Raw genomic sequence first — 22920 nt, 5'->3', positions numbered from 1 at the left:
CACGCTCATACGCCCACGCTCATACGCCCACGGTCCCGTCGACGCCCTCGCGCAGGAGGTCGGCGTGGCCGTTGTGCCGGGCGTACTCGTGCATCATGTGCAGCATCACCAGCCGCAGCGACACCTCCTCGCCCCACCGGGGCTGGTAGGCGGTGACGTCGAGCGACTCGGCCGCCCGCTCGATCCTGCGGGAGTGCTCGACCTCCGCCTGCCAGGCGGCGAACGCCTCCGCGCCGGTGGACCCGCTCGCGTCGTACGCCGCCTGGTAGTCGCCTTCCGGCGACCAGACGAGCGGCACGTCCTCCTTGCCGATCACACGCCGGAACCACGTGCGCTCGACCTCCGCCATGTGCCTGACCAGGCCGAGCAGCGAGAGCGTCGAAGGCGGCATCGACGTGCGGCGCAGCTCCTCGTCCGACAGGCCCTCGCACTTCAGCGCGAGCGTGGCCCGGTGGAAGTCGAGGAACGCGCGCAGCATCTCGCGCTCACCGGCGACGCTCGGCGGGCCGATGCGTTCCACTGCCATGTCCTGCTCCCTTCGACGCGGCGATCCGCGCCGTTCACCCTATGACGGGCGCCGGCCCGCCCGGATCGCGGAGGAAGACAGCGAGGATGGCACGGATCACGCGGGAGAGTACGGCAGGATTGGGGGTATGGCAGCGGAGTTCTCTCGACCTGGATCGCTCTACGGCGCCGTGGACCTCGGCGCGCGCAAGCAGGCCCTGGAGGCCCAGGCGCGGCGTGAGGCCGCAGGTCCGTCAGGAGCCGCCTCGGCGGCCGTCATCGAGGTGACCTCGGCCACCTTCAACGCCGACGTGGTGGAGCGCTCGCTGAGCGTGCCCGTGATCGTCGAGGCGACGATGCGCCGAGCCGAGCAGGTCCAGCAGTTCAGCGGGGTGATGGACAAGCTGGCCGCGGAGGCGGCCGGCGCGTGGCTGCTGGCCCGCGTCGACGTGGAGGCCGAGCCGCAGCTCGCCCAGGCGTTGCGGATGCGCGCGGTGCCCACCGTCTACCTGGCCTTCCAGGGACAGCTCATGCCCCTGTTCGAGGGTCCGCTGCCGGAGGCGCAGCTCCGGCAGGCACTCTCGCAGGTGTTCGAGCAGCTCGGCGTCGAGGCGGCCGCGCCCGCGGACGAGTCGGACGAGCCGCCGGTCGACCCCGAGCTCCTGCGGGCGGAGCAGGCCGTCGAGAAGGGCGACCTGGACGCGGCGGCCGCCGCCTACCAGCGCCTGCTGGCCAGGTCGCCGGGGGACGAGGGCGCGAAGATCGGGCTCGCCGGGGTCGGCCTGCTGCGCCGCACGATGGACCTCGACGAGGCCGAGGTGCTCGGGCGGGCCGCGGACGCCTCCGACGACGTCGACCTCCAGCTCCAGGCCGCCGACCTCGAAATGGTGAGCGGGCGGGTGGACGAGGCCTTCGACCGGCTCATCGGGCTCGTGCGGCGCACCCGCGGCGCTGACAGGGACCGGGTCCGGGTGCACCTGCTCGGGCTGTTCGACGCGCTGCCGGCCGACGACCCCTCGGTCGTACGGTCGCGCAGGGCCCTCGCCAACGCCCTGTTCTGAGAGCGGCCGGCGGGACGGCGTTCCGGCGCCGTCCCGTTCCCGCCGCACTCGGTCGTGGTTACGGCGCCGCGCGGCGTCCGGAGCGTGGGCTGAAACACCCGGCCGGAGATGGCACGATGGATAACACTCATGTGCCGCCCACGCCGGGGTGCGAGAGCGTGACCGCCACGCGGAGGCCGCGCGTACGGGAGCAGCCGGGCGGGCGCGGCCAGGCACCACCCCCGCAAAGGAGCGGATAGACGTGGCCACAGTGCCCAGCGTTTCCTACTCGATCACTGTGCGCCTCGAGGTGCCCGCGGGAGGCAAGGCCGTCAGCCTGCTGACCCACGCGGTGGAGAACGCGGGCGGCGTGGTGACCGCCCTCGACGTGACCAACGCCGGGCACGAGAAGCTCCGCATCGACGTGACGTGCGCGGCCAAGGACGCCGACCACGTCCAGGCGATCGTGGACAGCCTCGGCGCGGTCGAGGACGTGGTCATCCACAAGGTCTCCGACCGCACCTTCCTCATGCACCTCGGCGGCAAGATCGAGATGCAGTCCAAGGTCCCCCTGCGCAACCGCGACGAGCTGTCGATGGCCTACACCCCGGGGGTGGCGCGGGTCAGCCTGGCGATCGCGCGCAATCCGGAGGACGCCCGCCGCCTCACCATCAAGCGCAACTCGGTCGCGGTCGTCACCGACGGCTCCGCCGTCCTCGGGCTCGGCAACATCGGCCCCGCCGCCGCGCTGCCGGTGATGGAGGGCAAGGCCGCCCTGTTCAAGCGGTTCGCCGGCATCGACGCCTGGCCCATCTGCCTCGACACCCAGGACGTGGACGAGATCGTCGCGGCCGTGCGGGCCATCGCGCCGGGGTTCGGCGGCATCAACCTGGAGGACATCTCCGCGCCGCGCTGCTTCGAGGTCGAGCGCCGGCTGCGCGAACTGCTCGACATCCCGGTCTTCCACGACGACCAGCACGGCACCGCCATCTGCGTGCTCGCCGCCCTCACGAACGCGCTGAAGGTGGTCCGCAAGGAGATCTCCGAGGTGCGGATCGCGATGGCCGGGGCGGGCGCGGCCGGCACCGCGGTGCTCCGCCTGCTGCTGGCCGCCGGGGCGCGCAACGTCGTCGTCTGCGACTACCGGGGCGCGGTCCACCTCGGGCGCGACGACCTCGACGAGTCGCTCCGGTGGATCGCCGAGCACACCAACGCCGACGGCTACGGCGGCGACCTGCGCGGCGCGGTCAAGGGCGCCGACGTCTTCATCGGCGTCTCCGCCCCCGGAATCCTCACCGGGGACGACGTCGCGGCGATGGCGCGGGACGCGGTGGTGTTCGCGCTGGCCAACCCCGAGCCCGAGGTCTCCCCGGACGACGCCCGGGAGCACGCGGCGGTCGTGGCGACCGGCCGGTCCGACTACCCCAACCAGATCAACAACGTGCTGGCGTTCCCGGGCGTGTTCCGGGGGCTGCTCGACGCGCAGGCGGACGGCGTGACCCCGGAGATGCTGCTCGCGGCGGCCCGCGCGCTGGCCGCGGTGGTGAGCGCCGAGGAACTCGGGCCCAACTACATCATCCCCAGCGTCTTCCACCCCGACGTGGCCAACGCGGTGGCGGCCGCCGTACGGGAGTCGGCCGGAGGCCGGCCGCGCGGCTTCACCGAGGCCTGACCGGCGTCCGGCACCCACGGCGACGCTCCGGTCGCGTTGGGTCACATGCCGCGGCAAACCGGGGGCGACGTACACGAATTCGCATTCCTCCCTCATGATGGGATGTATGGCGGAGGCGATCTACGTCGGCGGGTTGCTAGTAGCGACGCCACTGCTCGACGACCCCAACTTCCGGCGTAGCGTCGTGCTCGTGCTGGAGCACGACGAGGACGGCGGCACCCTGGGCGTGGTGCTCAACCGGCCCAGTGAGATCGCGGTGACCCAGGTCCTGCCCTCGTGGGACCCCCTGGTCACCGGTCCTCCGGTGCTGTTCGAGGGAGGCCCGGTGCAGACGGACAGCGCGCTCGCGCTCGCCGTCGTGCTGAGCGGGGAGGAGCCGCTGGGCTGGCGCCGGCTGCAGGGCAGGGCCGCGGTGTCGCGTCTCGGCACCGTGGATCTCGACGCGCCCCCGGAGATCCTCGCCGGGGAGATCTCGCAGATGCGGATCTTCGCGGGCTACGCGGGGTGGACGGCGGGGCAGCTGGAGAACGAACTGCAGGAGGGCGCCTGGTACGTCGTCGACTCGGAGCAGGGGGACACCTTCGACCCCGACCCCTCCGCGCTGTGGCGCACCGTGCTGCGCCGGCAGAAGGGCGATCTCGCCCTGGTCGCCACGTTCCCGGACGACCCGCTGCTCAACTGACCACCGGCCTTCTCGGGGACCCGATCGGCCTGTACGGCGCAGGCCGGGCGCGGTGAGCGCGCCCGGCCTTTGATGATCTTTCAGGAGTCGCCGTGTCTCAGCTCGCGGTGCAGGTCACCGCGGGCACCGGGTTGGCGCCGTTCCAGGAGCCGAGGAAGCCGAACGAGGTGGACGCTCCGGCGCCGAGGCCGCCGTTGTAGCTCACGTTCTTCGCCGTGACCGACGAGCCGCTCGACGTCACCGCGGCGTTCCACGCCTGGGTGACCGTCTGGCCGTTGGCGTACGTCCAGGTGACGGTCCAGCCGGAGATCGCGCCGGCGCCGGCCTTGACGGTCACCTCGGCCTGGAAGCCGCCGCCCCACTGGTTCGTGACCTGGTACGTCGCCGAGCAGCCCCGGCCGTTGCCGCTGGGCGACGTGCTCGGCGACGCGCTCGGGGACGCGCTGGGCGACGCGGAGGGGCTGCGGGGCGGGCTCGGGGAGGTGCTGGGGGACGTGCTGGGCGAGCCGGACGGGCTGGCCGACGGGCTCACCGGCGGCCCGCTGTAGACCGTGGCCTCCTTGGCGGTCGACTTGATGCCGTTCGCGCCGTTGAACAGCCGCTGGCCCCAGGAGGTGAGCTGGGCGACGTTGAAGTTCGTGACCTGGTCCAGGTACTCGACGCCGCCGCCGTTGCCGCTCCAGGACCAGCCGAGGTAGCCGACGCCCCGCGACTGGGCCTGGGACATGATCGTGTCCTCGTCCGGGTCGCCGTCGGAGTGCATGTTGCCGAACTCGCCGATGACCAGCGGGAGGTTCGCGGTCTGGAACGCCTGCAGATAGCCGGTGATCTCGGCCGCCGTGTCGAAGACGCCGTACATGTGGATCGAGAAGACGGTGTTCTTCTGGGTGTCGCTCGCGAAGACCGAGGCGGCGTTGTCGCGCATGACGAACTGCCAGTCCTGGCCCCAGTTCGGCGCGTCCACCATGAGCATGTGCTGGAACCCGGCGGCGCGCATCCGGACGATCGCGTTCTTGGTCGCGGTGGTCCAGGCGGACGGGTTGTTGTTGCCGTACGGCTCGTTGCCGATGTTGATGACGACGTAGTTCTCCTGGCCGGTCAGCACGCTCTTCAGGCCGACCCAGTAGTCGACGGCCTGGTCGAGCGTGTACGCCCCGCTCTGCTCGGCGTACCCGGTGGTGTCGTGGTTCTCCAGCACGCAGATTAACCGGTTCTGCTTGCACAGCGAGATGACGTTGGCGACGTCGCTCGCCGAGTTGGCCGTCCAGCGGCCGCCGCTCAGCACGACGCGCACGGTGTTGGCGCCCAGCGACTTGATGTTCGCGAACGAGCTCGTCTGGCTCGCGTACCAGGTGTGCGCGTGGCTGGTGCCGCGCATCACGAAGTTGTTCCCGTTGGCTTCGACGATTTTCGTGCCGCTGACGTGGAGGCCGGTCGCGGCCTGTGCGGTCTGGTTCATCGCGGCCACCGACAGCAGGAGGGCGAGTAGTGCCGCGCCCACGGCGATGAGACGTGTCTTCATTCTGTACCTCGGGTGGGGGAGCGACGCCGTTGGGAGCGCCTCCGGCACCATAGGCGGCACGGCCCGGGACCGTACAGGAGACGGACCGGCGTGGCCGCCGGGCGGGCCTGCTGCAACTGAACCGGTTCGGCGGGATGGGCCGCCGGACCAGCGCGATCGCTTCCCGTCCCCCTCACCTGGGCCGCCGCGACCCGATGAAACGTTCACCGGCCGCGCGGCGGCCGGTAGGGTCGCGGACGTGCCCGAACCCGGTTGGCCGCCCCAGGAGGCCGTGCGGCTCGCCGGCGGTGTCCCGGTCGCCCTGGTGGCGGCCGACGCCGGGCTGTCGTCGCTGCCGGCCGCCGTGCGGGGGGCGGAGACGCTCCGGCACATCGACCTCGACGGGAACGCGCTCACGTCGCTGCCCGGATGGATCGCGCGGCTGGAACGCCTGCGGGTCCTGTGGCTCTACGGCAACCGGATCACGGCCATCCCACCCGAGCTGGGGGATCTGACCGCGCTCGAACACCTCGGCCTCGGACGCAACGCGCTGACCTCCGTGCCCGCCGCGCTGTGGCGGCTGAGCCGGCTGCGGTCGCTCAACCTCGCCGAGAACGAGATCGCCGATCTGCCTCCCGGCCTCGCCCGTCTGGGCGCGTTGCGCATGCTCGACCTGGGGCACAACCGGCTCCGTGAAGTGCCGGCGGAGATCGGGGACCTGCCCGGTCTGACCGACTACCTCTACCTGAGCGACAACGGGCTCACGACGGTTCCCGCCTCGCTCGGACGGCTCGACCGGCTCGGCTACCTCAACCTCGCCGAGAACCGGCTGGCGGAGCTGCCCGCGTCGATCGGCGGCATGGCGGCCCTGCACGAGTTGCGCGCGCACGACAACCGGCTCACCGAGCTGCCGGAGACGATCGGCCGCCTGACCGGGCTGCGCGAGCTGCACCTCAGGAACAACCGCCTCACCGCGCTGCCCGAGTCGATCGGGGGGCTGGGTGGGCTGCGCCGTCTGGACCTGCGGGGCAACCCCCTGGAACGGCTGCCCCGGTCCGTCGTGGGGCTGACGCGGCTGACCCACCTCGACCTGCGGGCGACCCGCCTCACCGAGCTGCCCGCAGGGCTGGCGGAGCTGCCGCTGCTGGAGAAGCTCGACCTGCGCTGGGTCAAGTTCGACGAGGCGCCCGCCTGCGTCCGGCCGCTGCGCGAGCGCGGCTGCGTCGTCCTCCTGTGAGTCGTCCTCCTGCCGGGGGCCCTCAGCGCGGAGGCGGAACGACTCCGGCGGGGCGTACGGGCAGGTCCCAGCCGGGGCGGAGGGAGCGCTCGGCGAGCGTGAGCAGGTCCTCGTACCGCCGTGCCATGTCGCCCAGATCCTCGGTCGGCCCGTCCAGGCAGAGCAGGCCGATGCCGACGAACAGCGACACGACGAACTGCGGCTGGAGGTCGTCGGGCGGGACTCCCATCCTGCGGGCCACTTCGGCGACGAGCCTGCGCTCGTTCTCCCGCACCAGCCGCATGCCCCCGGCCAGCAGGGACGGGGTGGAGTGGATGAGCCGGCGGGCCTTGACGATCCTGCCCGTCTCCACCTCGTCGAGCTCTCGTAGGATGCCCAGCATGGCCCGCATCGACTGACTCAGCGCCGTGAACGGCGACTCCGACTCCGGGCGGGTGACCAGTTCGGCGAGGAACATCTCCTGCTCCTCGGCGGTCAGCGAGAGTGCCACGTCCTCCTTCGAGGCGAAGTAGCGGAAGAACGTCCTCGACGACACGTCCACCTCGGCGGCGATCTGCTCGACCGTGGTCGCCTCGTAGCCCCTGGTGAGGAAGAGGTCGAGAGCCGCGTCGACCAGGGCGTCCCGGGTGCGTTGTTTCTTGCGCTCGCGGAGCCCCACGGCGTCACCTCCTCGAAAACTGCCGGTAGCAACCTGCAGATGTCACCGTATGTCGGATAAAAGGATTTGTCATCTGTCATGGGCTGACACTAAATTGCCAGGGGTCTGCTCAGTGGTGCTTAGGGGGAACCTCGATGACACAAGCCGTATCGGTGGACGCGGACGCGCCTCCAGGACGGGGCCAGGGACGTCCGTGGCTCACGCTGCTCGCCGTCTCGCTCGGCGTGATCATGGTCATGCTGGACGGCACGGTCGTGGCCATCGCCAACCCGGTGATCCAGGTCGAACTCAAGGCGACGCTGTCGGACCTGCAATGGGTGACCAGCGGTTACCTGCTCGCGCTCGCGGTCTTCCTGATCACGGCGGGCAAGCTCGGCGACCTCTTCGGGCACAAGCGGGTCTTCCTCGCCGGCGTGGCCGGCTTCGCGCTGACCTCGCTGGCGATCGGCCTGTCGTCCTCGGTGGGCATGTTGATCGCGCTGCGGGTGCTGCAGGGACTCTTCGGCGCGCTGCTCCAGCCCGCCGCGCTCGCGTTGCTCAGGTCGGCGTTCCCCGCCGAGAGGCTGAACATGGCCATGGGCGCGTGGGGCGCGATCATCGGCCTGTCGAGCGCGGGCGGCCCGATCATCGGCGGCCTCCTGGTGGAGAACGTGAGCTGGCAGTCGGTGTTCTTCGTCAACGTGCCGGTCGGCGCGGCGGCCCTGGCGTTCGGGCTGTGGGCCCTGCGGGAGAGCAGGGCGCAGGCGCTGTCCAGGGTCGACTGGCTCGGCGTCCTGCTGCTGTCGGTCGCGATGTTCGACCTGGTGTGGGCCATCATCAAGGCGCCCAGCTGGGGCTGGGGCGACGTGCGCACCCTCGCCTTCCTGGCCGCCACCGTGGTGTTCGGCGCGCTGTTCGTGTTCTGGCAGTCCAGGGTCCGCGAGCCGCTGCTGCCGCTCAGCCTGTTCCGCAACGCGTCGGTCTCGATCGGCACCGTGCTGATGATCCTGATGGCGTTCTCGATGTTCGGCGCGATGTTCTTCCTCACGTTCTTCTTCCAGGGCGTGCACGGGCTCACGCCGCTCGACTCCGGTCTGCGCATGCTGCCCATGAGCGCCGGCATGATCGTCGCCTCGCCCATCGCCGGCCTCCTCATCGGCAAGCTCGGCCCGAAGATCACCATCGCGGGCGGCATGGTGATCAGCGCGGTCGCGATGTTCCTCATGTCGCGGCTCAGCGTGGAGGCCGCCTTCGCCGACACCGCGATCCCGTTCGTGCTGCTCGCGTTCGGCCTGTCGCCGGTGTTCGTCGGCGCCACCGAGATCATCGTCGGCAACGCGCCGGAGGAGCTGAGCGGCGTCGCCGGCGGTGTGCAGAACTCCGCCATGCAGGTCGGCGGCGCGCTCGGCACCGCCATCCTCGGCGCGATCGTGTCCGCCAGGGTGGCCGACGTGCTGCCCGGCCACCTCGGCCCGGCCGCGGCGGCCGTGCCGCCCGAGCAGATGGGCCTGCTGGAGGCCGCCGCGTCGGTCGGCGCCGCCCCGCCGGGGACCGGCCCCCTCGCGAAGGTGCTGGCGGACGCCTCACACCTGTCCTTCATGGACGGCCTGCACCTCGGCTTCCTCGTGAGCACGGCCGTCGCCCTGCTCGCCGCGGCCCTGGCCCTGTTCGTCCGGGCCGGCCGCAAGACCGAGGGCGCCCCGGTCCACCTGGGCTGACGGCACGCCGTCCGCTCCTCTTACGGCCCCCGCCACCACGCGGGGGCCGTACGCGTCTCCGGCGCGGGGCGGCCCGCCGCGCGCGTCCGCGGACCGAGGGGAGCGCGCCCGCTGCAATAGACTTGGTCCTCGTGAGCGGCACGAAGATTCTTCCCGAGAGCGACGTAACACCCCGGCTCTCGCACGGCGACGGCGACCACGAGCGCTTCTCGCACTTCGCCGACAAGAACAAGATCACCGAGAGCTACGTGACCGGTGCGCCGGTGCGAGCCCTGTGCGGCAAGGTCTGGGTGCCCAGCCGCGACCCGAAGAAGTATCCGGTCTGCCCGGAGTGCAAGGAGATCTACGAAGGGCTGCCCAAGGGCGAGCCGCCCGCCGAGTGAGTGTCGGTACGGGATGACCTTCCCCCCGACGGCTAACGTCAGCCTTCTGACCAGCCGTATCGGGGGAAAGAATGGTTCGGCGACCCATCGCCGTCGTCCTCGCATGCCTGTACGCGCTGGGCGGCGTCCGCGCCGCCCCGGCGTCCGCCGCCTCCCCGCAGGCCGCCCGGCCGGATGACTGCCCTGCGGCGGCCCAGACCGGCGTCGCGCGGCGCCCGGGCGCGGAAACCGCCCTTCCTCGGCGGCTCACGCACGCGATGGAGCCGCGCGACCCCGGACCGGGCGAGGCCGCCCGCATGTCGGCCGATCTCGACCGCAGGCTCCGCGCGGCGGAGCGGAGCGGCGCCGCGGGTCTCTCCCGGCGCGACCCGGGCGCCGTCGAGCGGATCACCGTCCCGGTGTGGGTGCACATCGTCAGGGACGGCGCGCTCGGCCTGCCCGACGCCGCCGTGGCCAGGCAGATCGCCGTGCTCAACACCGCCTACTCCGGCGGGTACGGGGGCGCCGACACCGGGGTCAGGTTCGAGCTCAAGGGCGTCACCCACACCGACAACCGCGCCTGGTTCCGCGACCCTCTGGGGTACGAGGAGCCGCTGAAGGAGAAGCTCCGCACCGGCGGCCCCGAGACGCTCAACCTCTTCATCGCCCAGATGAGCCGGCTCGTGCTCGGATACTCCACCTATCCCTACTGGTACAAGGACGACCCCGGCCTCGACGGAGTGGTCGTCGACTGGCGGAGTGTGCCCGGCGGCCCCCTGCGCGACTTCGCCAGGGGCTTCACCGCCGTCCACGAGATCGGCCACTGGCTCGGCCTGCTGCACACCTTCGAGAACGGCTGCGCCGCACCGGGCGACTCGGTGGACGACACCCCCGCCGAGGCCCGGCCGACCACCGGCTGCCCGCCGAGGAAGGACAGCTGTCCCGCGCCGGGGAACGACCCGACGCACAACTTCATGGACTACTCCCAGGACCGGTGCATGCGCGAGTTCACCCCGGGCCAGGCCGTACGGATCCGGCAGATGTGGGACGTGTACCGCCGGCCGGGTCCGCGGGGCGCCGACCCGGAGGTGACGTCGGACGCTCTCGCCGCACCGCCCGATGACGAATCGGCCGGGAGGCGTTGACGCGGCGGCGCGTGTGTGAATAACTCCCAGCAGCGTTCACGGTCACAGGGCTCCGCGGGTGGCCCTGGCCGCTCCGTCGCTCGCCGGTTCCGTCCCACGCACGCCCGGCCAGGTCGCCCGGGAGGCTTTGTGGATGACGAGTGGACCCGCCGGGTCTGGCCGCCCGCCGAGCAGCCCCCCGGCCGGGGCGAGGCGGGCCCCGAGACCACCGGCAGGGGCCTCACGCGTCCGTACGGTGTGCCGGGAGCGGGCGGGGACGCGGGGGCGGAGGGCGCCTCCGGCCGGCACCGCCCGGCGCGCGACGGGCGCGAGCGCACGGCCCCGTACGGCGCGCCGGTCTCCGGGCGGGCGACGGCCGAACCCTCCGTGTGGCCGCTCACGCCGCCCGGCGAGGAGGAGGACGAGCTTCCGCCCGCCGCCCGCCGGTACGGCGCGCCCGCCACGCCGCCCCGGCGCATGCCCCGATGGCTGTGGCGGCTCCTGGTGGGCGGCCTGGCGCTGGCCTGCTCGGCGGCGGTCATCGGCGCGGTGGTGGTCACGGTCCTGAACCGGGCCGAGCGCGTGCCGCCCACCGTGATCCACGACCAGGTCGCCGGGGTCGCCTACACCCTCCCGCCCGAGTGGCGTGAGGGGGTGGTCGCCCCGGTGAGCGGCTTCACCACCGTCGCCGCGCGGGGGGACAGCGCCACGGTCATGGCCCGGCCGGGCGACCCGGTCGATCCGCCCGGCCTCCGCTCGGAGGTCATCGACCTGAGCGACCTCTACGCCCGCCTGCTGCTGCACGGTGACAAGGTCGAGGTGCTCGACGACCGCGCGGTGACCGTCGGCGGGCGGCCGGGCCACACGCGGGCCGTACGGGCCGAGTACAGCGACGTCGTGAACGAGCCCGCCTTCATGCGGGTGACCCTGCTGACCCGGTCCGACGGCGGCAGCACGGTCCTGCTCGGGCTGGCGCACCCCGACCAGCCGCGGTCCCGGGCCGAGATCGAGGGCCTCATGTGGGGCGCCCGCTGACGGCGGTGGACCGATCCGCCGGGCCTTCTCCGTACGGCGGGACCGGCACGTCGCGTGCCCGGAAATTGGCATCTTGGCGGCGTTCTGCCCGATATAGCGGCTCAATCGGAAAACCGGCTGTCATAACGGTCGCGCGCTCTGTCCCGTATGCCCGGGCGGATGAGTATCTGAATGGGCGAGTACCCGATCGGCGGTTCCGTCGTGTGATGCGGGGAATCGCGACAATCGCCGGAACGGCTTTGAGATAGGCGTAACATCTGTTTGCCGGTATCCGATAAGTGGCTCGCTGCCCGCGTTTCTCCGGACGGGTATCTTCGAGGTCGCATCGCACGAAAATCGCGGTGACCCGGAAAGACCAATTCTCACCATGGGGGGAAATCAAATTGATTTCTCGTAGGAGCAGCTCTGCCTCTGGTTCGCGTGGCGCCGGTCGCCTGCTGACCTGGTCCGCCGCGGTGGCGGTGACCTGCGCGACCGTGGGGCTGTCGGGCTCGATCGCGGCGAGCGCCACCTCGACGAAGACCACCCCGGTCGCGCATGGGGCGACGAGTCCGCAGGGCGGGGAGAAGAGCTTCATTCCCCTGCCGCGTCTCGACTCGGCGAACATCATCACGACCTTCAACGTGCTGCCGGCGGCGGGCACCACCACGAGCGTGGTGCCGCTCAGCTCGCAGACCTTCACCGGCTCGGCGCGCCGGGGCCACGTGTTCGTCAACGACGGCACGTCCTGGGCCGACCTCACCTCGGTGTTCTCCCCGGGCTTCCTGTACGACGTGACCCTGGCGCCGGCGCCGAGCACCACCCTGCTGGGCACCGGCGGCGTTCTGAGCAGCCTCACCGCCAGCGGCATTCCCGTGGGACGGCTCAGGGTCACCGTGCGGAAGGCCGACGGCAGCATCTTCGTCTCCGACTGCAGCGTCGCGAACACGAGCGGCGCCTCGACCCTGCCGCTGACCGCCTCGGACTGCACCACGCCGGCGCGTCTGTGACGACGGGCTGACCGACGCCGGGGCGGGTGGTCCGCGGATGCCTGGGGGCTCCGCGGGCCGGCCGCCTCGTGCGTGCCCGCCGTCCCGCCTGGGCCGCGATCCTCCTGGTCCGTGGCTCCGCCCGGTGCGCATCCGGCCGCGTCGGACGGCGGTCCGTTCCGGAGCTGTGGGGATTCCCACACCATGCGATTTCGGACCACCATGCGTGTGGTCGGCGCGTTCTGTCGGTGCGGCGGGCTACTCTGATGGCACTGTGAGGGAGCGAACCGATAGAGACACCAGTGTTCCGATGAGTTCGGGGAGGCGTCGTTGAGCGTTTCGGCCGCGTCCCACCTCTCCCCGTCCTACCCCGACAGAGCCGCCTGGGGGACCGCCCCCAAGCTGCGTGCCTGGCAGCAGGAGGCCTACGACCTCTACGTCCGGCGCGAGCCGAGAGACTTCCTGACCGTCGCCACCCCCGGCGCCGGCAAGACGACGTACGCGCTGCGGATCGCCAGCGAACTGCTCAGCCGCGGGGTCGTGCGCGCACTGACCATCGTCACGCCGACCGAGCACCTCAAGCGGCAGTGGGCCGACGCGGCGGCGCGGGTCGGGATCGGCATCGACCCCGAGTTCAAGAACAGCCAGGGCGCGACCTCCCGCGACTACACCGGTGTCGCGGTCACCTACGCCCAGATCGCGATGCACCCGGCGCTGCACCGTGCCCGCACCGAGGCGCGCAAGACCTTGGTGATCTTCGACGAGATCCACCACGCCGGTGACGCCAAGTCGTGGGGAGACGGCGTCCGCGAGGCGTTCGAGCCGGCGACCAGGCGGCTGGCGCTGACCGGCACGCCGTTCCGGTCGGACGAGAGCCCGATCCCGTTCGTCACCTACGTGGAGGACGGCGAGGGCGCCCTGCGCAGCGTCGCCGACTACTCCTACGGGTACGGCCCGGCCCTGGGCGACGGCGTCGTCCGGCCGGTCATCTTCCTCGCCTACTCGGGGGAGATGAAGTGGCGCACGCGGGCCGGAGACGAGATCGCCGCCACGCTCGGCACGCCGCTGACCAAGGACCAGCTCTCCCAGGCCTGGCGCGCCGCGCTCGACCCGAAGGGCGACTGGATCCGCCAGGTCATCCACGCCGCCGACCGCAGGCTCACCGAGGTCCGGCGCGGCGTCCCGGACGCCGGCGGCCTGGTCATCGCCTCCGACCACGAGTCCGCCCGGGCGTACGCCCGGCACATCCGGACCGTGACCGGCGAGGGCGCGGAGGTCGTCCTCTCCGACGACCCCGGCGCGTCCAAGAAGATCAAGGACTTCGCCACCTCCGAGCGGCGCTGGCTGGTCGCGGTCCGGATGGTCTCCGAGGGTGTCGACATCCCCCGGCTGTGCGTCGGCGTGTACGCCACGAGCACCTCCACCCCGCTGTTCTTCGCCCAGGCCGTCGGGCGGTTCGTGCGCGCCCGCAAGCGCGGCGAGACGGCCTCGGTGTTCCTGCCGTCGGTGCCCGTCCTGATGGGCCTGGCGGGGGAGATGGAGACCGAGCGCGACCACGTGCTGGGCCGCCGCCGCGACGAGGACGGCCTCGACGACATGCTGCTGGAGCAGGCGCAGCAGGAGAAGAAGCAGCCCGACGCGCTCGGCGACGAGCTGCCCTTCCAGACCCTTGAGGCGTCCGCGACCTTCGACCGGGTGCTGTTCGACGGCGGCGAGTTCGGCACCGCCGCCGCCCCCGGCTCGCCGGAGGAGGAGGACTTCATCGGCCTGCCCGGCCTGCTGGAGCCCGACCAGGTGGCGTCGCTGCTGCGTAAGCGTCAGGCCGACCAGCAGGCGGCGATGCGCAAGACCCGCAAGGGCGAGGAGCAGGCGCCGGCCCTCGCGCCGCACGAGCAGCTCGCGGAGCTCCGCAAGGAGCTCAACGGCCTCGTCGGGGCGTGGAACCACCGCACCGGCCAGCCGCACGGCGTCATCCACGCGGAGCTGCGCCGGGCCTGCGGCGGGCCCGCCATCGCCCAGGCCACCGCCGAGCAGGTCCGTGAGCGGATCGCGATGATCCGCAAATGGGCCACCCAGCGCAGGTGAACCCACCTCGGCCCTCGGTCCGCCGCCCCTGACAGGGCGGCGAACCGAGGGACGCCGTCACTCTCCCTGGCGCGGAGTCCCGCTTCGCGAGGCGTGCTGGTTCATGCGGACCTGGGCGGACAGGTCGTCCAGCCGTTGGAGAACGGCCTCGAACATCGTCGCGTTGGACTCCGCCATCCGGTCCATCCGGTCACTGAGCCCGTCGACCCGGTCGTGGAGGCTGTCGACGCGCCGGGTGAGGTGGTCGACCCGGTCGTTGAGGCCGTCGACTCGTTTGGTGAGGCCGTCGACTCGGTCGTTGAGGCCGTCGACGCGTTCGGTCAGTCCGTCGACGCGTTCGGTCAGTCCGTCGACTCGGTCGCTGAGCCCGTCGACCCGTTTGGTGAGGCCGTCGACTCGGTCGTTGAGGCCGTCGACCCGTTTGGTGAGGCCGTCGACTCGGTCGTTGAGGCCGTCGACTCGTTTGGTGAGGTCTCCGACTTGGTGGGTGAGTCCATCGACTCGGACGTTGAGGGCCGAGACGTTGCTGTCCAGGCGGCTGATCTCGCCGTCGATGCGGTCGAGCCGGATGGTCACGACGCCCATCTGCCGCTTGAGGATGCCGACGTCAGCTCTCGTCTCCGCGGCGACCCGCTCCACCCGGAGCAGGCGGTCGCTCATCGCATCGATCTTGTCCCAAGTCATCTGCATCGCGTCGTACGCGTGCTCTGCCGCCTGCTTGCGGCAATGGACGCTGAGTTCCATGAAGTCATTCTCCAAGCGCTTGACGCGTTGTTTGAGGGTGGGCATGGCCATAGGGCGTCCTCCAACTTTAGGGCAGCGCTGCCGGGGTGCGCTGCGAAGGCGGGGTGCGCGGAGGACATTGCTATCAGGTTCGAACCGTCATGGGAGGGCGAGGATTCAGGAAATTCGCCGCGCTTCCTGGGCGGGATAAGGGTTGTCCACACCGGTGTATGAATGGCCACCGGAAGCGGGAGCGGCGCGTGTGTTTTTTCTACCGGCACCGGGAAGCCGAGAAACGTGAATCGCCATTCATTAGGACATGTGCGACCTGAGCGGAATTCGGTCGCCGGTGTGGCCGTCGATGGCGACGTAGCGGCGATGGTGCCGGGTGGCCGGGCTCAGCCGGAGGCTGAGGGAGGCGACGCCCCCCTCCACGCGTATCGGAACGCGGTGCGTCCCCTCCTGGCGCCCGTCCTCCGCGCCCTCCCGCACCCAGATGCGCAGGCGGTGCCCGGCCTGGTGCACCGCCACTGTCGCGGTGTCGCACTGCCCCGTGGTGGCGGGCCAGTAGACGGTGAGGCCGTGCAGGGCCCGTCCGTGGAACGACAGCCGTACGGCGTCGGGGGTGGCGACGCGCTCGTCGCAGGCGGACCCGCCGCTCGCCAGGGGCGGGGGTGACGCCGGCGAGGTGACGGGGCCCGCCGGGCCGCCTGGCGCCTCCCGCCCGCTCTGGCCGTCCTTCCCGCTCTGGCCGTCCGTTTCGTCCTGCCCGGGTGCGGCCGGCGGGCGCTCCTTCGGTGTGGCGGCGCCGGTGTCGCGGACGGCGACCGTCCGCGCGGGCGTCGCCTCGGGCCTCTGGGCGAACCCCAGGGCGATCGTGACCGCCTGCAGCGCCGCCAGGGTCAGCGCGCCCGCGGCGCGAAGCGCACCGCGGTGGCCGCGGCCGAAGAGCAGCCAGACGCAGGCCGGGGTGAGGACGAGCCAGCACAGGCCGAGCGAGAACGCGAACATCGGGCCGCCAATCCACGAAGGGTCGTCACTCCAGGTAATACACCCGTGACGCTTCGCGGTGAAGGAATTGACGTCCGGCGCGGCGTGGATCAGGACTGGAGGACGGGCTCCCCGGTGAGCTCCACGCCGGCCTCGGCCAGCCGGGAGAGCGCCGCCTCGGTCGTCTCCCTGGCGACGCCGGCGGTCAGGTCCAGCAGGACCCGTACGGAGAAGCCGCCGGCCGCCGCGTCGAGAGCGGTGGCCCGGACGCAGTGGTCGGTGGCGATGCCGACCACGTCGACGGCCTCCACTCCCCGCTCACGCAGCCACGCGGCGAGCCCCACGCCGTCGGCGGTGGCGCCCTCGAACCCGCTGTAGGCCGCCTGCCGCGCCCCCTTGCTGAAGATCTCCTCGACCTTCGCCGTGTCGAAGGCCGGGTGGAAGTCGGCGCCGGAGGTGCCGACCACGCAGTGCGGCGGCCAGGTGTCGACGTAGTCGGGCTCGGCGGCGAAGTGCGGTCCGGGATCGACGTGGTAGTCACGGGTGGCCACCACGTGGTCGTACCCGTGTTCGTCGACGTGGCGGCCGATCGCGGCGGCCACCCCGGCGCCCCCGCCGACCGGCAGGCTGCCGCCCTCGCAGAAGTCGTTCTGCACGTCCACGATGATGAGCGCGGTCTTCATGGGGTCACCTCACAGTGGCGATCACGGAGGACCGGCGTCGTCCTCATGCGCCGGTCCTCCGCGATCACTTGAAGATAGTAGGGACTGCGGGGTCTCCAGGGGAGAGGCTGCGGGCTTCGAGTGGCAACTCCGCCGAAGTAGCCCGGTGGCGCTCGCGGGCGGTCAGCAGGCTCTCCCGGCCCACGACCTTGCCGTCCCGGACGAGTTCGGCCAGCAGCGGGCGGTCCTCGGACTCCACCGGCTCGCGGGTGATCACCTCGGCGGTGGCGGTGCCGCCGCCGGTCCTGCGGTAGGCCCACTTGCGGCCGCCGACGCTCGGCTTGCCGACGGACGCCTTCGCGACCGGCTGGAGGACGCCCGACGCGTCCTCCCTGGCGACCAGCTTGTAGACCAGGCTGGCCGTCGGGTGGCCCGACCCGGTGGACAGGGCGGTGCCGACGCCGTACGCGTCGACCGGCGCCGCCGCCAGCGCGGCGATCGCGAACTCGTCCAGGTCGCTGGTGACGACGATCCGCGTCCGGTCCGCGCCCAGGTCGTCGAGCAGGCGGCGCACCTCGACGGCCACCACGGCGAGGTCGCCGGAGTCGATGCGGACCGCGCCGAGGTCCGGCCCGGCCAGCTCCACCGCCGTCCGTACGGCCCTCGCCACGTCGTAGGTGTCCACGAGCAGGGTGGTGCCGAGCCCGAGGGACTCGATCTGGATCCGGAAGGCCTCCGCCTCCGAGTCGTGCAGCAGGGTGAACGCGTGGGCGGCGGTGCCCGCGGTCGGCACGCCGTACAGGTGACCGGCCATGAGGTTGGAGGTGGAGGCGAAGCCGCACAGGTAGGCCGCCCTGGCGGCGGCGACCGCGGCGCACTCGTGGGTGCGGCGCGAGCCCATCTCGATCAGCGGCCGGTCGCCGGCCGCCTGCGCCATGCGGGAGGCGGCGGCGGCGATCGCGCAGTCGTGGTTGAGGATCGACAGGATCAGCGTCTCCAGCAGCACGGCCTCGGCGAAGGTCCCCTCCACCACCATGATCGGTGAGCCGGGGAAGAACGCCTCGCCCTCGCGGTAGCCGTACACGTTGCCGGAGAAGCGGTAGCCGGCGAGGAAGTCGCCCGTCGGCCCGTCCACGATCCCGGCGGAGCACAGGAACTCGATGTCCTGCTCGTCGAAGCGGAAGTCCTCCAGCGCGTCGAGGAACCGCCCGGTGCCGGCCACCACGCCGTAGCGCCGTCCTCCGGGCAGCCGCCGGGCGAACACCTCGAAGACCGCCCGCCGGTGCGCCGCACCGCCCGCCAGCGCGGCCTGGAGCATCGTCAGTTCGTACTGGTCGGTCAGCAGGGCCGTGCCCGTGGTCATGCGCACGTGTCGAAGACTACGACGGTCGTGGTGCAGGATGGTTACGTGGGTAGCACAGCTCCAGCCGAGGTAGAGCGTCCGTCGTCGGACGTGCGCCCCGATCTGCCGTGGCTCACGATCGTGTGGAACGACCCGGTCAATCTCATGTCGTACGTCACGTACGTCTTCCAGACCGTGTTCGGTTATCCCCGGCAGAAGGCCGAGACGCTGATGATGGACGTCCATCACAAGGGCAGGGCCGTGGTCTCCAGCGGCACCCGGGAGGAGATGGAGCGGGACGTGCAGATACTCCACTCCTACGGCCTGTGGGCGACCGTCCAGCAGGACAGATGATGAGCACGGGATTCAAGGCGGCACGCGACGGCGTCTCGATCCACCTCGACGCGGGCGAGGTGTCGATCCTGCGCTCGCTGGTGTCACAGGTGCTGGGCCTGGTGGAGCCGGGCACCACGGGGGACGATCCGCTGGAGCGCGCGCTCGGCATCGGCTCGGCCACCCCGCCGGACGACCCCGTGCTCGCGCGGCTGTTCCCCTCGGCGTACGCCGAGGACGACGAGGCGGCGGGGGAGTTCCGGCGTTACACGGAGGCGACGCTGCGCGACGGCAAGCGGGCCGACGCGACCACCCTGCTGGAGACGGCGGCGCCGGGGCGGCTGACGCTGACCGCGGAGCAGGGGCAGGCGTGGCTGAGGGCGCTCAACGACGTCCGCCTCGCGCTCGGCGTGCGCCTGGAGGTGACCGAGGAGGTCCACGAGGAGATCGCCTCGATGTCCGAGGACGACCCGCGTTATCCCGCGTTCGTGACCTACGACTGGCTCACCTACCTGCAGGACAGCCTCGTCCGGGCCCTTTGGTAGGTTTTCCGGCATGCTGACGATCTCACGCGAGCTGGTCGACAGGATCGTGGCCCACGCGCGGGCCGATCACCCGGACGAGGCGTGCGGCATCGTGGCCGGGCCCGCCGGATCGGACCGTCCCGAGCGCTTCGTCCCCATGGAGAACGCCGAGCGGTCCCCGACGTTCTACCGCTTCGACTCCATGGAGCAGTTCCGGGTGTGGCGGGAGATGGACGACAGGGACGAGGTGCCCGTCGTGATCTACCACTCCCACACCGCCACCGAGGCGTACCCCTCCCGCACGGACATCGGTTACGCCTCCGAGCCCGACGCCCACTACGTGCTGGTCTCGACCGCCTCCGAGGAGGAGACGCCGTTCCGGTCGTTCCGGATCAATGACGGGGTTGTGACGGAGGAGGACGTCAAGATCGTCGAGGCGTACGGTTAAACTTGAACCATGCCTTACGATGACGCTCGTCCTGTGTCGTCACCGGCTGTCCTGATGCGCCGGGTACGCCCGGAATCTCCTGTTCAGGCGTTCCTCTTCGCGCACACGCCGTCCGTCGTCGTCTACGACTGTCGCTGAGCCCCGGCCGGCTGCCGCCGCCCGGCTGGAATCGCCGCCCGTCCCGCCATGTTCCATCCAGATGAACGGACGCGCCCGGCGGACGTGAGTAAACGGACGCCCACCACAACGACGACCACAGATCAAGGAGATTGAGCCGAGATGGCCATCGAGGTCCGCATTCCTACCATCCTCCGCAGCTACACCGATGGCGCCAAGGCGGTCAACGCCAAGGGATCGACCCTCGAAGAGCTGTTCGGCGACCTGGAGTCGCGCCACCCCGGCCTGAAGAGCCGGCTGGTGGACGAGTCGGGGCTGCGCCGTTTCGTCAACGTCTACCTCAACGACGAGGACGTGCGCTTCCTCGGCGGGCTCGGCACCCCGGTCGCCGACGGCGACACCGTGACCGTGCTCCCGGCCGTCGCGGGCGGAGCGCGCTAGATGCGCTTCGACTCGCTGATCGACTCGGTCGGGCACACCCCGCTGGTGGGGCTGCCCCGGCTCTCGCCGTCCGCCGACGTGCGGATCTGGGCGAAGCTGGAGGACCGCAACCCGACCGGGTCGGTCAAGGACAGGCCGGCGCTGTGGATGATCGAGCAGGCCGAGAAGGACGGGCTGCTCACGCCGGGCTGCACGATCCTGGAGCCGACCTCCGGCAACACCGGCATCTCGCTGGCGATGTCGGCCCGGCTCAAGGGCTACCGGCTGATCTGCGTCATGCCCGAGAACACCTCGGAGGAGCGCCGCCAGCTGCTGCGCATGTGGGGCGCGGAGATCATCTCCTCGCCGGCCGCGGGCGGCTCCAACGAGGCCGTACGGGTGGCCAAGGGCCTGGCGGCCGAGCATCCCGACTGGGTGATGCTCTACCAGTACGGCAACCCGGCGAACTGGCGCTCCCACTACGAGTCCACCGGGCCGGAGATCCTCGCGGACCTGCCGGGTGTGACCCACTTCGTCGCCGGGCTCGGCACGACCGGCACGCTCATGGGCGTCGGGCGCTACCTGCGCGAGCAGGTGCCGGACGTGAAGATCGTGGCCGCCGAGCCGCGGTACGGCGAGCTGGTCTACGGCCTGCGCAACGTGGACGAGGGGTTCGTCCCCGAGCTGTACGACGCGTCCGTGCTGACCACCCGCTACTCGGTGACCTCCGCCGACGCGTTGCGGCGCACCCGTGAGCTGCTGGCGTCCGAGGGCATCTTCGCCGGCATCTCGACCGGCTGCGCCCTGCACGCGGCCCTCGGCATGGCCCGTAAGGCCGTGGAGGCGGGGGAGCGGGCCGACATCGTGTTCATCGTGGCCGACGGCGGGTGGAAGTACCTGTCCACCGGCGCCTACGAGGGCACGCTCGACGAGGCCGAGGACCGACTGGAGGGCCAGCTCTGGGCCTGACTCCGGCCCGCCGCCGCGCCACCCGCCGGACGGCGGCGCGGCCGTGCGGGCCGGGGGCTCAGTCGAACACGACCCTGAGGGTGAAGCTCGACCCGGCCTCGCCCGAGGCGCCGCTCAGGCCGACCGCCCGCAGCTTCTCCAGGTCCCGCCGCCCGGCGTCCCCGGCGCCGCTCAGGTACAGCTTCTCCAGCCGGTCGAGGTCTGCGTACACCGCGTAGGTGGCGTTCCCGGCGTCCGGGACGGCCAGCCGGAACGTCTCGGACTCGGCGAGCGCGCCGCCGCCGCCCAGCGTGGCGGCGTAGTCCGGGGTCGTCGCGAGCACGAACCGGCCGTCGCCGCTCGCGGTGGCGAAGTCCGCCGGCCGCTCGATGCCGTCGAGGTAGGCCTTCACCCTGTCCACCACGTCCTGGGCCTTGGCGGCGTCGGTCGTGAGCACCGCGCCGAAGTGGGGCTGGGAGCCGTCCAGGCCCTGCTCGTCGAGGGCGAGCGTGAGGTTCCTGCCCAGCAGCGTCACCAGGTCGTCCGGCAGGGACAGGCCGTACTGCCGCGCCGCGTCGAGCGTCTCGGCGTACGGCCCGCCGCCCGCGCCGTCCGCCGCCCGCTCGATCGAGGACCACTGCTCGCGCAGCAGGTCGCCCAGGCCGGAGAACGAGGCCGCCGCGACCGTGGACGCGGGCAGTTCGCCGATCCGCACCGGCTCGGGACGGCCCGGCGCCGTCTTCCCGCCGCGGGTGATCCCGGCCAGCTCCGCGTAGTCGCCGGAGAACCGGAGGGCGCCGGCGAAGCGCATGTCCCTGACGCGGTCGAGCAGCGGCTCCGCGCCGTTCGCCGACGGCCACGCGGCCGCGGCGACCTTCTCCACGTCGGCCCAGAACGACAGCACGCCCGGCTCACCCAGCGTGCGGAGGTCGTCGGCGAAGCGGGGCTCGCCGGACAGCGGCGCCGCCGTGACGTACCGGTCGGCCAGCTCCTGGGTCGGGGCGATGACGGCGTACCCGTCGCGGAACGCGAGGCCGCCCTTCCCGTCGCGCAGGCCGAGGCGCGCGATGCCCTCTCTGGCCGCCGCCTCGTCCCTGACCTGTACGGCGATCGCGCCGACGGGGTCGCCGCCGCCGGCCGAGGGGAGCACGGCGAGGCCGACGCGGTCGCCCAGCCACGGCTCGACGTCCCTGGCGTAGTCGACCTTCGCGAGGCCGGAGCCGTCCTTCCCCAGGGCGGTGACGAGTGCCTCGCGCGGGTCGTCGCCGCCGAAGGCGTCCCGGGTGGCGGAGAACCTGCGGGCGATGCCGAACAACGCGAGCTTCTGGTCGGCGGAAGGATCGAGGTCGAGCCGGACGTAGGCGATCGCGTCCGCGGGCAGCACGTCCTGCGGCTGGGTGCCGCCGCCGCTGAGCTTCGAGGCGGCCCACACGCCGCCCCCGCCGACCACTCCGACGAGCACGGCGGCGACGAGCGCGAGGATCCAGCCGCGTGCTCCCCGCCGACCTTCCGGAGCCGGCGCCGGAGCCGGCGCGTGCGGCGGCGGTTCGGCCACGGTGGTGAAGCCGATCTCCTCCTGCTCGCTCCAGCCGGGCAGCCGCACGGTGTGCGCCTCCCGGGCCGAGGGGCGGGGGAACCGGTAGGAGATGGTGCGGTCGAGGTCGCTCTCGTCACGCGGGCTCCAGGGGCCCGACGCCGGTTCGGCGTGTCGGGGGTGCGGAGTCCGGGGGTCCGGCTGCCGGGGGGAGCGGTCGGCGGGCATTGGCTCACTCACTAGCGTCGTCGGGTCGTACGCCCGGAGGCGTCGTCGCCCGGAGGTTAGGAGCGGCCGCTAGAAGGGCGCTTGCA

General features: G+C 71.9%; 23 protein-coding genes. 15 read left to right on the top strand and 8 right to left on the bottom strand.

The genetic code is table 11. The annotated features are described in order from the left end of the window. Positions 1-19: 19 nt before the first annotated feature. A complete protein-coding gene (locus tag HHX33_RS24420) occupies positions 20-526 on the bottom strand; it encodes a DinB family protein (RefSeq protein ID WP_182876658.1) in 507 nt (168 codons plus the stop codon). Between the two features lie 127 nt (positions 527-653). Here HHX33_RS24420 and HHX33_RS24415 point away from each other — a divergent pair, with 127 nt between their 5' ends. From HHX33_RS24415 to HHX33_RS24405, 3 genes are all read left to right on the top strand, one after another. Then, positions 654-1565, top strand: coding sequence for a tetratricopeptide repeat protein (locus HHX33_RS24415; RefSeq protein WP_182876657.1), 912 nt, complete (start codon positions 654-656; stop codon positions 1563-1565). Positions 1566-1806: 241 nt separating this feature from the next. Further along, complete coding sequence (locus tag HHX33_RS24410) at positions 1807-3216, top strand: NAD-dependent malic enzyme (protein ID WP_182876656.1); 1410 nt, start codon at positions 1807-1809, stop codon at positions 3214-3216. 106 nt (positions 3217-3322) lie between these two features. Beyond that, on the top strand, positions 3323-3898 hold the full coding sequence (locus HHX33_RS24405; protein ID WP_117409087.1) for a YqgE/AlgH family protein: 576 nt from the start codon (positions 3323-3325) through the stop codon (positions 3896-3898). Positions 3899-3995: 97 nt separating this feature from the next. Here HHX33_RS24405 and HHX33_RS24400 read toward each other — a convergent pair whose 3' ends face one another. Then, the gene (locus HHX33_RS24400; RefSeq protein ID WP_182876655.1) at positions 3996-5420 is read right to left on the bottom strand and encodes a cellulase family glycosylhydrolase; all 1425 of its coding nucleotides are present in this window, start codon (positions 5418-5420) and stop codon (positions 3996-3998) included. 238 nt (positions 5421-5658) lie between these two features. On the opposite strand from HHX33_RS24400, the gene HHX33_RS24395 reads away from it, so the two are divergent. Next, entirely contained in the window at positions 5659-6636 is a 978-nt protein-coding gene (locus HHX33_RS24395; protein WP_310741506.1) for a leucine-rich repeat domain-containing protein, read from the top strand. Between the two features lie 22 nt (positions 6637-6658). Here HHX33_RS24395 and HHX33_RS36435 read toward each other — a convergent pair whose 3' ends face one another. After that, a complete protein-coding gene (locus HHX33_RS36435; RefSeq protein WP_182876653.1) occupies positions 6659-7294 on the bottom strand; it encodes a TetR family transcriptional regulator in 636 nt (211 codons plus the stop codon). Positions 7295-7428: 134 nt separating this feature from the next. On the opposite strand from HHX33_RS36435, the gene HHX33_RS24385 reads away from it, so the two are divergent. The 6 genes from HHX33_RS24385 (at position 7429) to HHX33_RS24360 (ending at position 14565) form a co-directional block, all read left to right on the top strand. Next, complete coding sequence (locus tag HHX33_RS24385; protein ID WP_182876652.1) at positions 7429-8991, top strand: DHA2 family efflux MFS transporter permease subunit; 1563 nt, start codon at positions 7429-7431, stop codon at positions 8989-8991. Positions 8992-9122: 131 nt separating this feature from the next. Then, a complete protein-coding gene (locus tag HHX33_RS24380) occupies positions 9123-9374 on the top strand; it encodes a DUF3039 domain-containing protein (RefSeq protein WP_373868705.1) in 252 nt (83 codons plus the stop codon). Between the two features lie 71 nt (positions 9375-9445). After that, a complete protein-coding gene (locus tag HHX33_RS24375; RefSeq protein ID WP_182876650.1) occupies positions 9446-10498 on the top strand; it encodes a zinc metalloprotease in 1053 nt (350 codons plus the stop codon). A 129-nt stretch (positions 10499-10627) separates the two neighbouring features. After that, positions 10628-11512, top strand: coding sequence for a hypothetical protein (locus HHX33_RS24370; RefSeq protein WP_182876649.1), 885 nt, complete (start codon positions 10628-10630; stop codon positions 11510-11512). A 461-nt stretch (positions 11513-11973) separates the two neighbouring features. Further along, a complete protein-coding gene (locus tag HHX33_RS24365; RefSeq protein ID WP_182876648.1) occupies positions 11974-12501 on the top strand; it encodes a hypothetical protein in 528 nt (175 codons plus the stop codon). 309 nt (positions 12502-12810) lie between these two features. Continuing rightward, the gene (locus tag HHX33_RS24360) at positions 12811-14565 is read left to right on the top strand and encodes a DEAD/DEAH box helicase (protein WP_182876647.1); all 1755 of its coding nucleotides are present in this window, start codon (positions 12811-12813) and stop codon (positions 14563-14565) included. Between the two features lie 57 nt (positions 14566-14622). Here HHX33_RS24360 and HHX33_RS24355 read toward each other — a convergent pair whose 3' ends face one another. The 4 genes from HHX33_RS24355 to HHX33_RS24340 all read right to left on the bottom strand — a co-directional run bounded on the left by HHX33_RS24355 (position 14623) and on the right by HHX33_RS24340 (position 18309). Beyond that, positions 14623-15360 (bottom strand): hypothetical protein, encoded by a 738-nt coding sequence (locus tag HHX33_RS24355; RefSeq protein WP_182876646.1) that lies wholly within the window; start codon positions 15358-15360, stop codon positions 14623-14625. 240 nt (positions 15361-15600) lie between these two features. After that, on the bottom strand, positions 15601-16299 hold the full coding sequence (locus HHX33_RS24350) for a hypothetical protein (RefSeq protein ID WP_182876645.1): 699 nt from the start codon (positions 16297-16299) through the stop codon (positions 15601-15603). 89 nt (positions 16300-16388) lie between these two features. Continuing rightward, the gene (locus HHX33_RS24345; RefSeq protein WP_182876644.1) at positions 16389-16961 is read right to left on the bottom strand and encodes an isochorismatase family protein; all 573 of its coding nucleotides are present in this window, start codon (positions 16959-16961) and stop codon (positions 16389-16391) included. Positions 16962-17025: 64 nt separating this feature from the next. Further along, positions 17026-18309: a nicotinate phosphoribosyltransferase gene (locus tag HHX33_RS24340; protein WP_310741505.1), complete on the bottom strand. Its 1284-nt coding sequence runs from the start codon at positions 18307-18309 to the stop codon at positions 17026-17028. Positions 18310-18348: 39 nt separating this feature from the next. Here HHX33_RS24340 and clpS point away from each other — a divergent pair, with 39 nt between their 5' ends. From clpS to HHX33_RS24315, 5 genes are all read left to right on the top strand, one after another. Further along, the gene (clpS, locus tag HHX33_RS36430) at positions 18349-18636 is read left to right on the top strand and encodes an ATP-dependent Clp protease adapter ClpS (protein ID WP_182876643.1); all 288 of its coding nucleotides are present in this window, start codon (positions 18349-18351) and stop codon (positions 18634-18636) included. Further along, positions 18636-19160 (top strand): DUF2017 domain-containing protein, encoded by a 525-nt coding sequence (locus HHX33_RS24330; RefSeq protein ID WP_117409394.1) that lies wholly within the window; start codon positions 18636-18638, stop codon positions 19158-19160. Before clpS ends, HHX33_RS24330 begins: the two co-directional genes overlap by 1 nt. Before the next feature lie 10 nt (positions 19161-19170). Then, on the top strand, positions 19171-19587 hold the full coding sequence (locus HHX33_RS24325; RefSeq protein WP_117409395.1) for a Mov34/MPN/PAD-1 family protein: 417 nt from the start codon (positions 19171-19173) through the stop codon (positions 19585-19587). 279 nt (positions 19588-19866) lie between these two features. Continuing rightward, a complete protein-coding gene (locus HHX33_RS24320) occupies positions 19867-20145 on the top strand; it encodes a MoaD/ThiS family protein (protein WP_182876642.1) in 279 nt (92 codons plus the stop codon). Then, on the top strand, positions 20146-21093 hold the full coding sequence (locus HHX33_RS24315; RefSeq protein WP_182876641.1) for a PLP-dependent cysteine synthase family protein: 948 nt from the start codon (positions 20146-20148) through the stop codon (positions 21091-21093). A 58-nt stretch (positions 21094-21151) separates the two neighbouring features. On the opposite strand, the gene HHX33_RS24310 is transcribed toward HHX33_RS24315, so the two are convergent. Then, the gene (locus tag HHX33_RS24310) at positions 21152-22834 is read right to left on the bottom strand and encodes a DUF3352 domain-containing protein (protein ID WP_182876640.1); all 1683 of its coding nucleotides are present in this window, start codon (positions 22832-22834) and stop codon (positions 21152-21154) included. Positions 22835-22920: the final 86 nt, after the last annotated feature.

The organism is Microbispora sp. H10670 (genome assembly GCF_014161385.1).
GTDB lineage: Bacteria > Actinomycetota > Actinomycetes > Streptosporangiales > Streptosporangiaceae > Microbispora > Microbispora triticiradicis.
The sequence above is the reverse complement of the archived record's forward strand: the minus strand, read 5'-3'. Positions and strand labels throughout refer to the sequence as shown.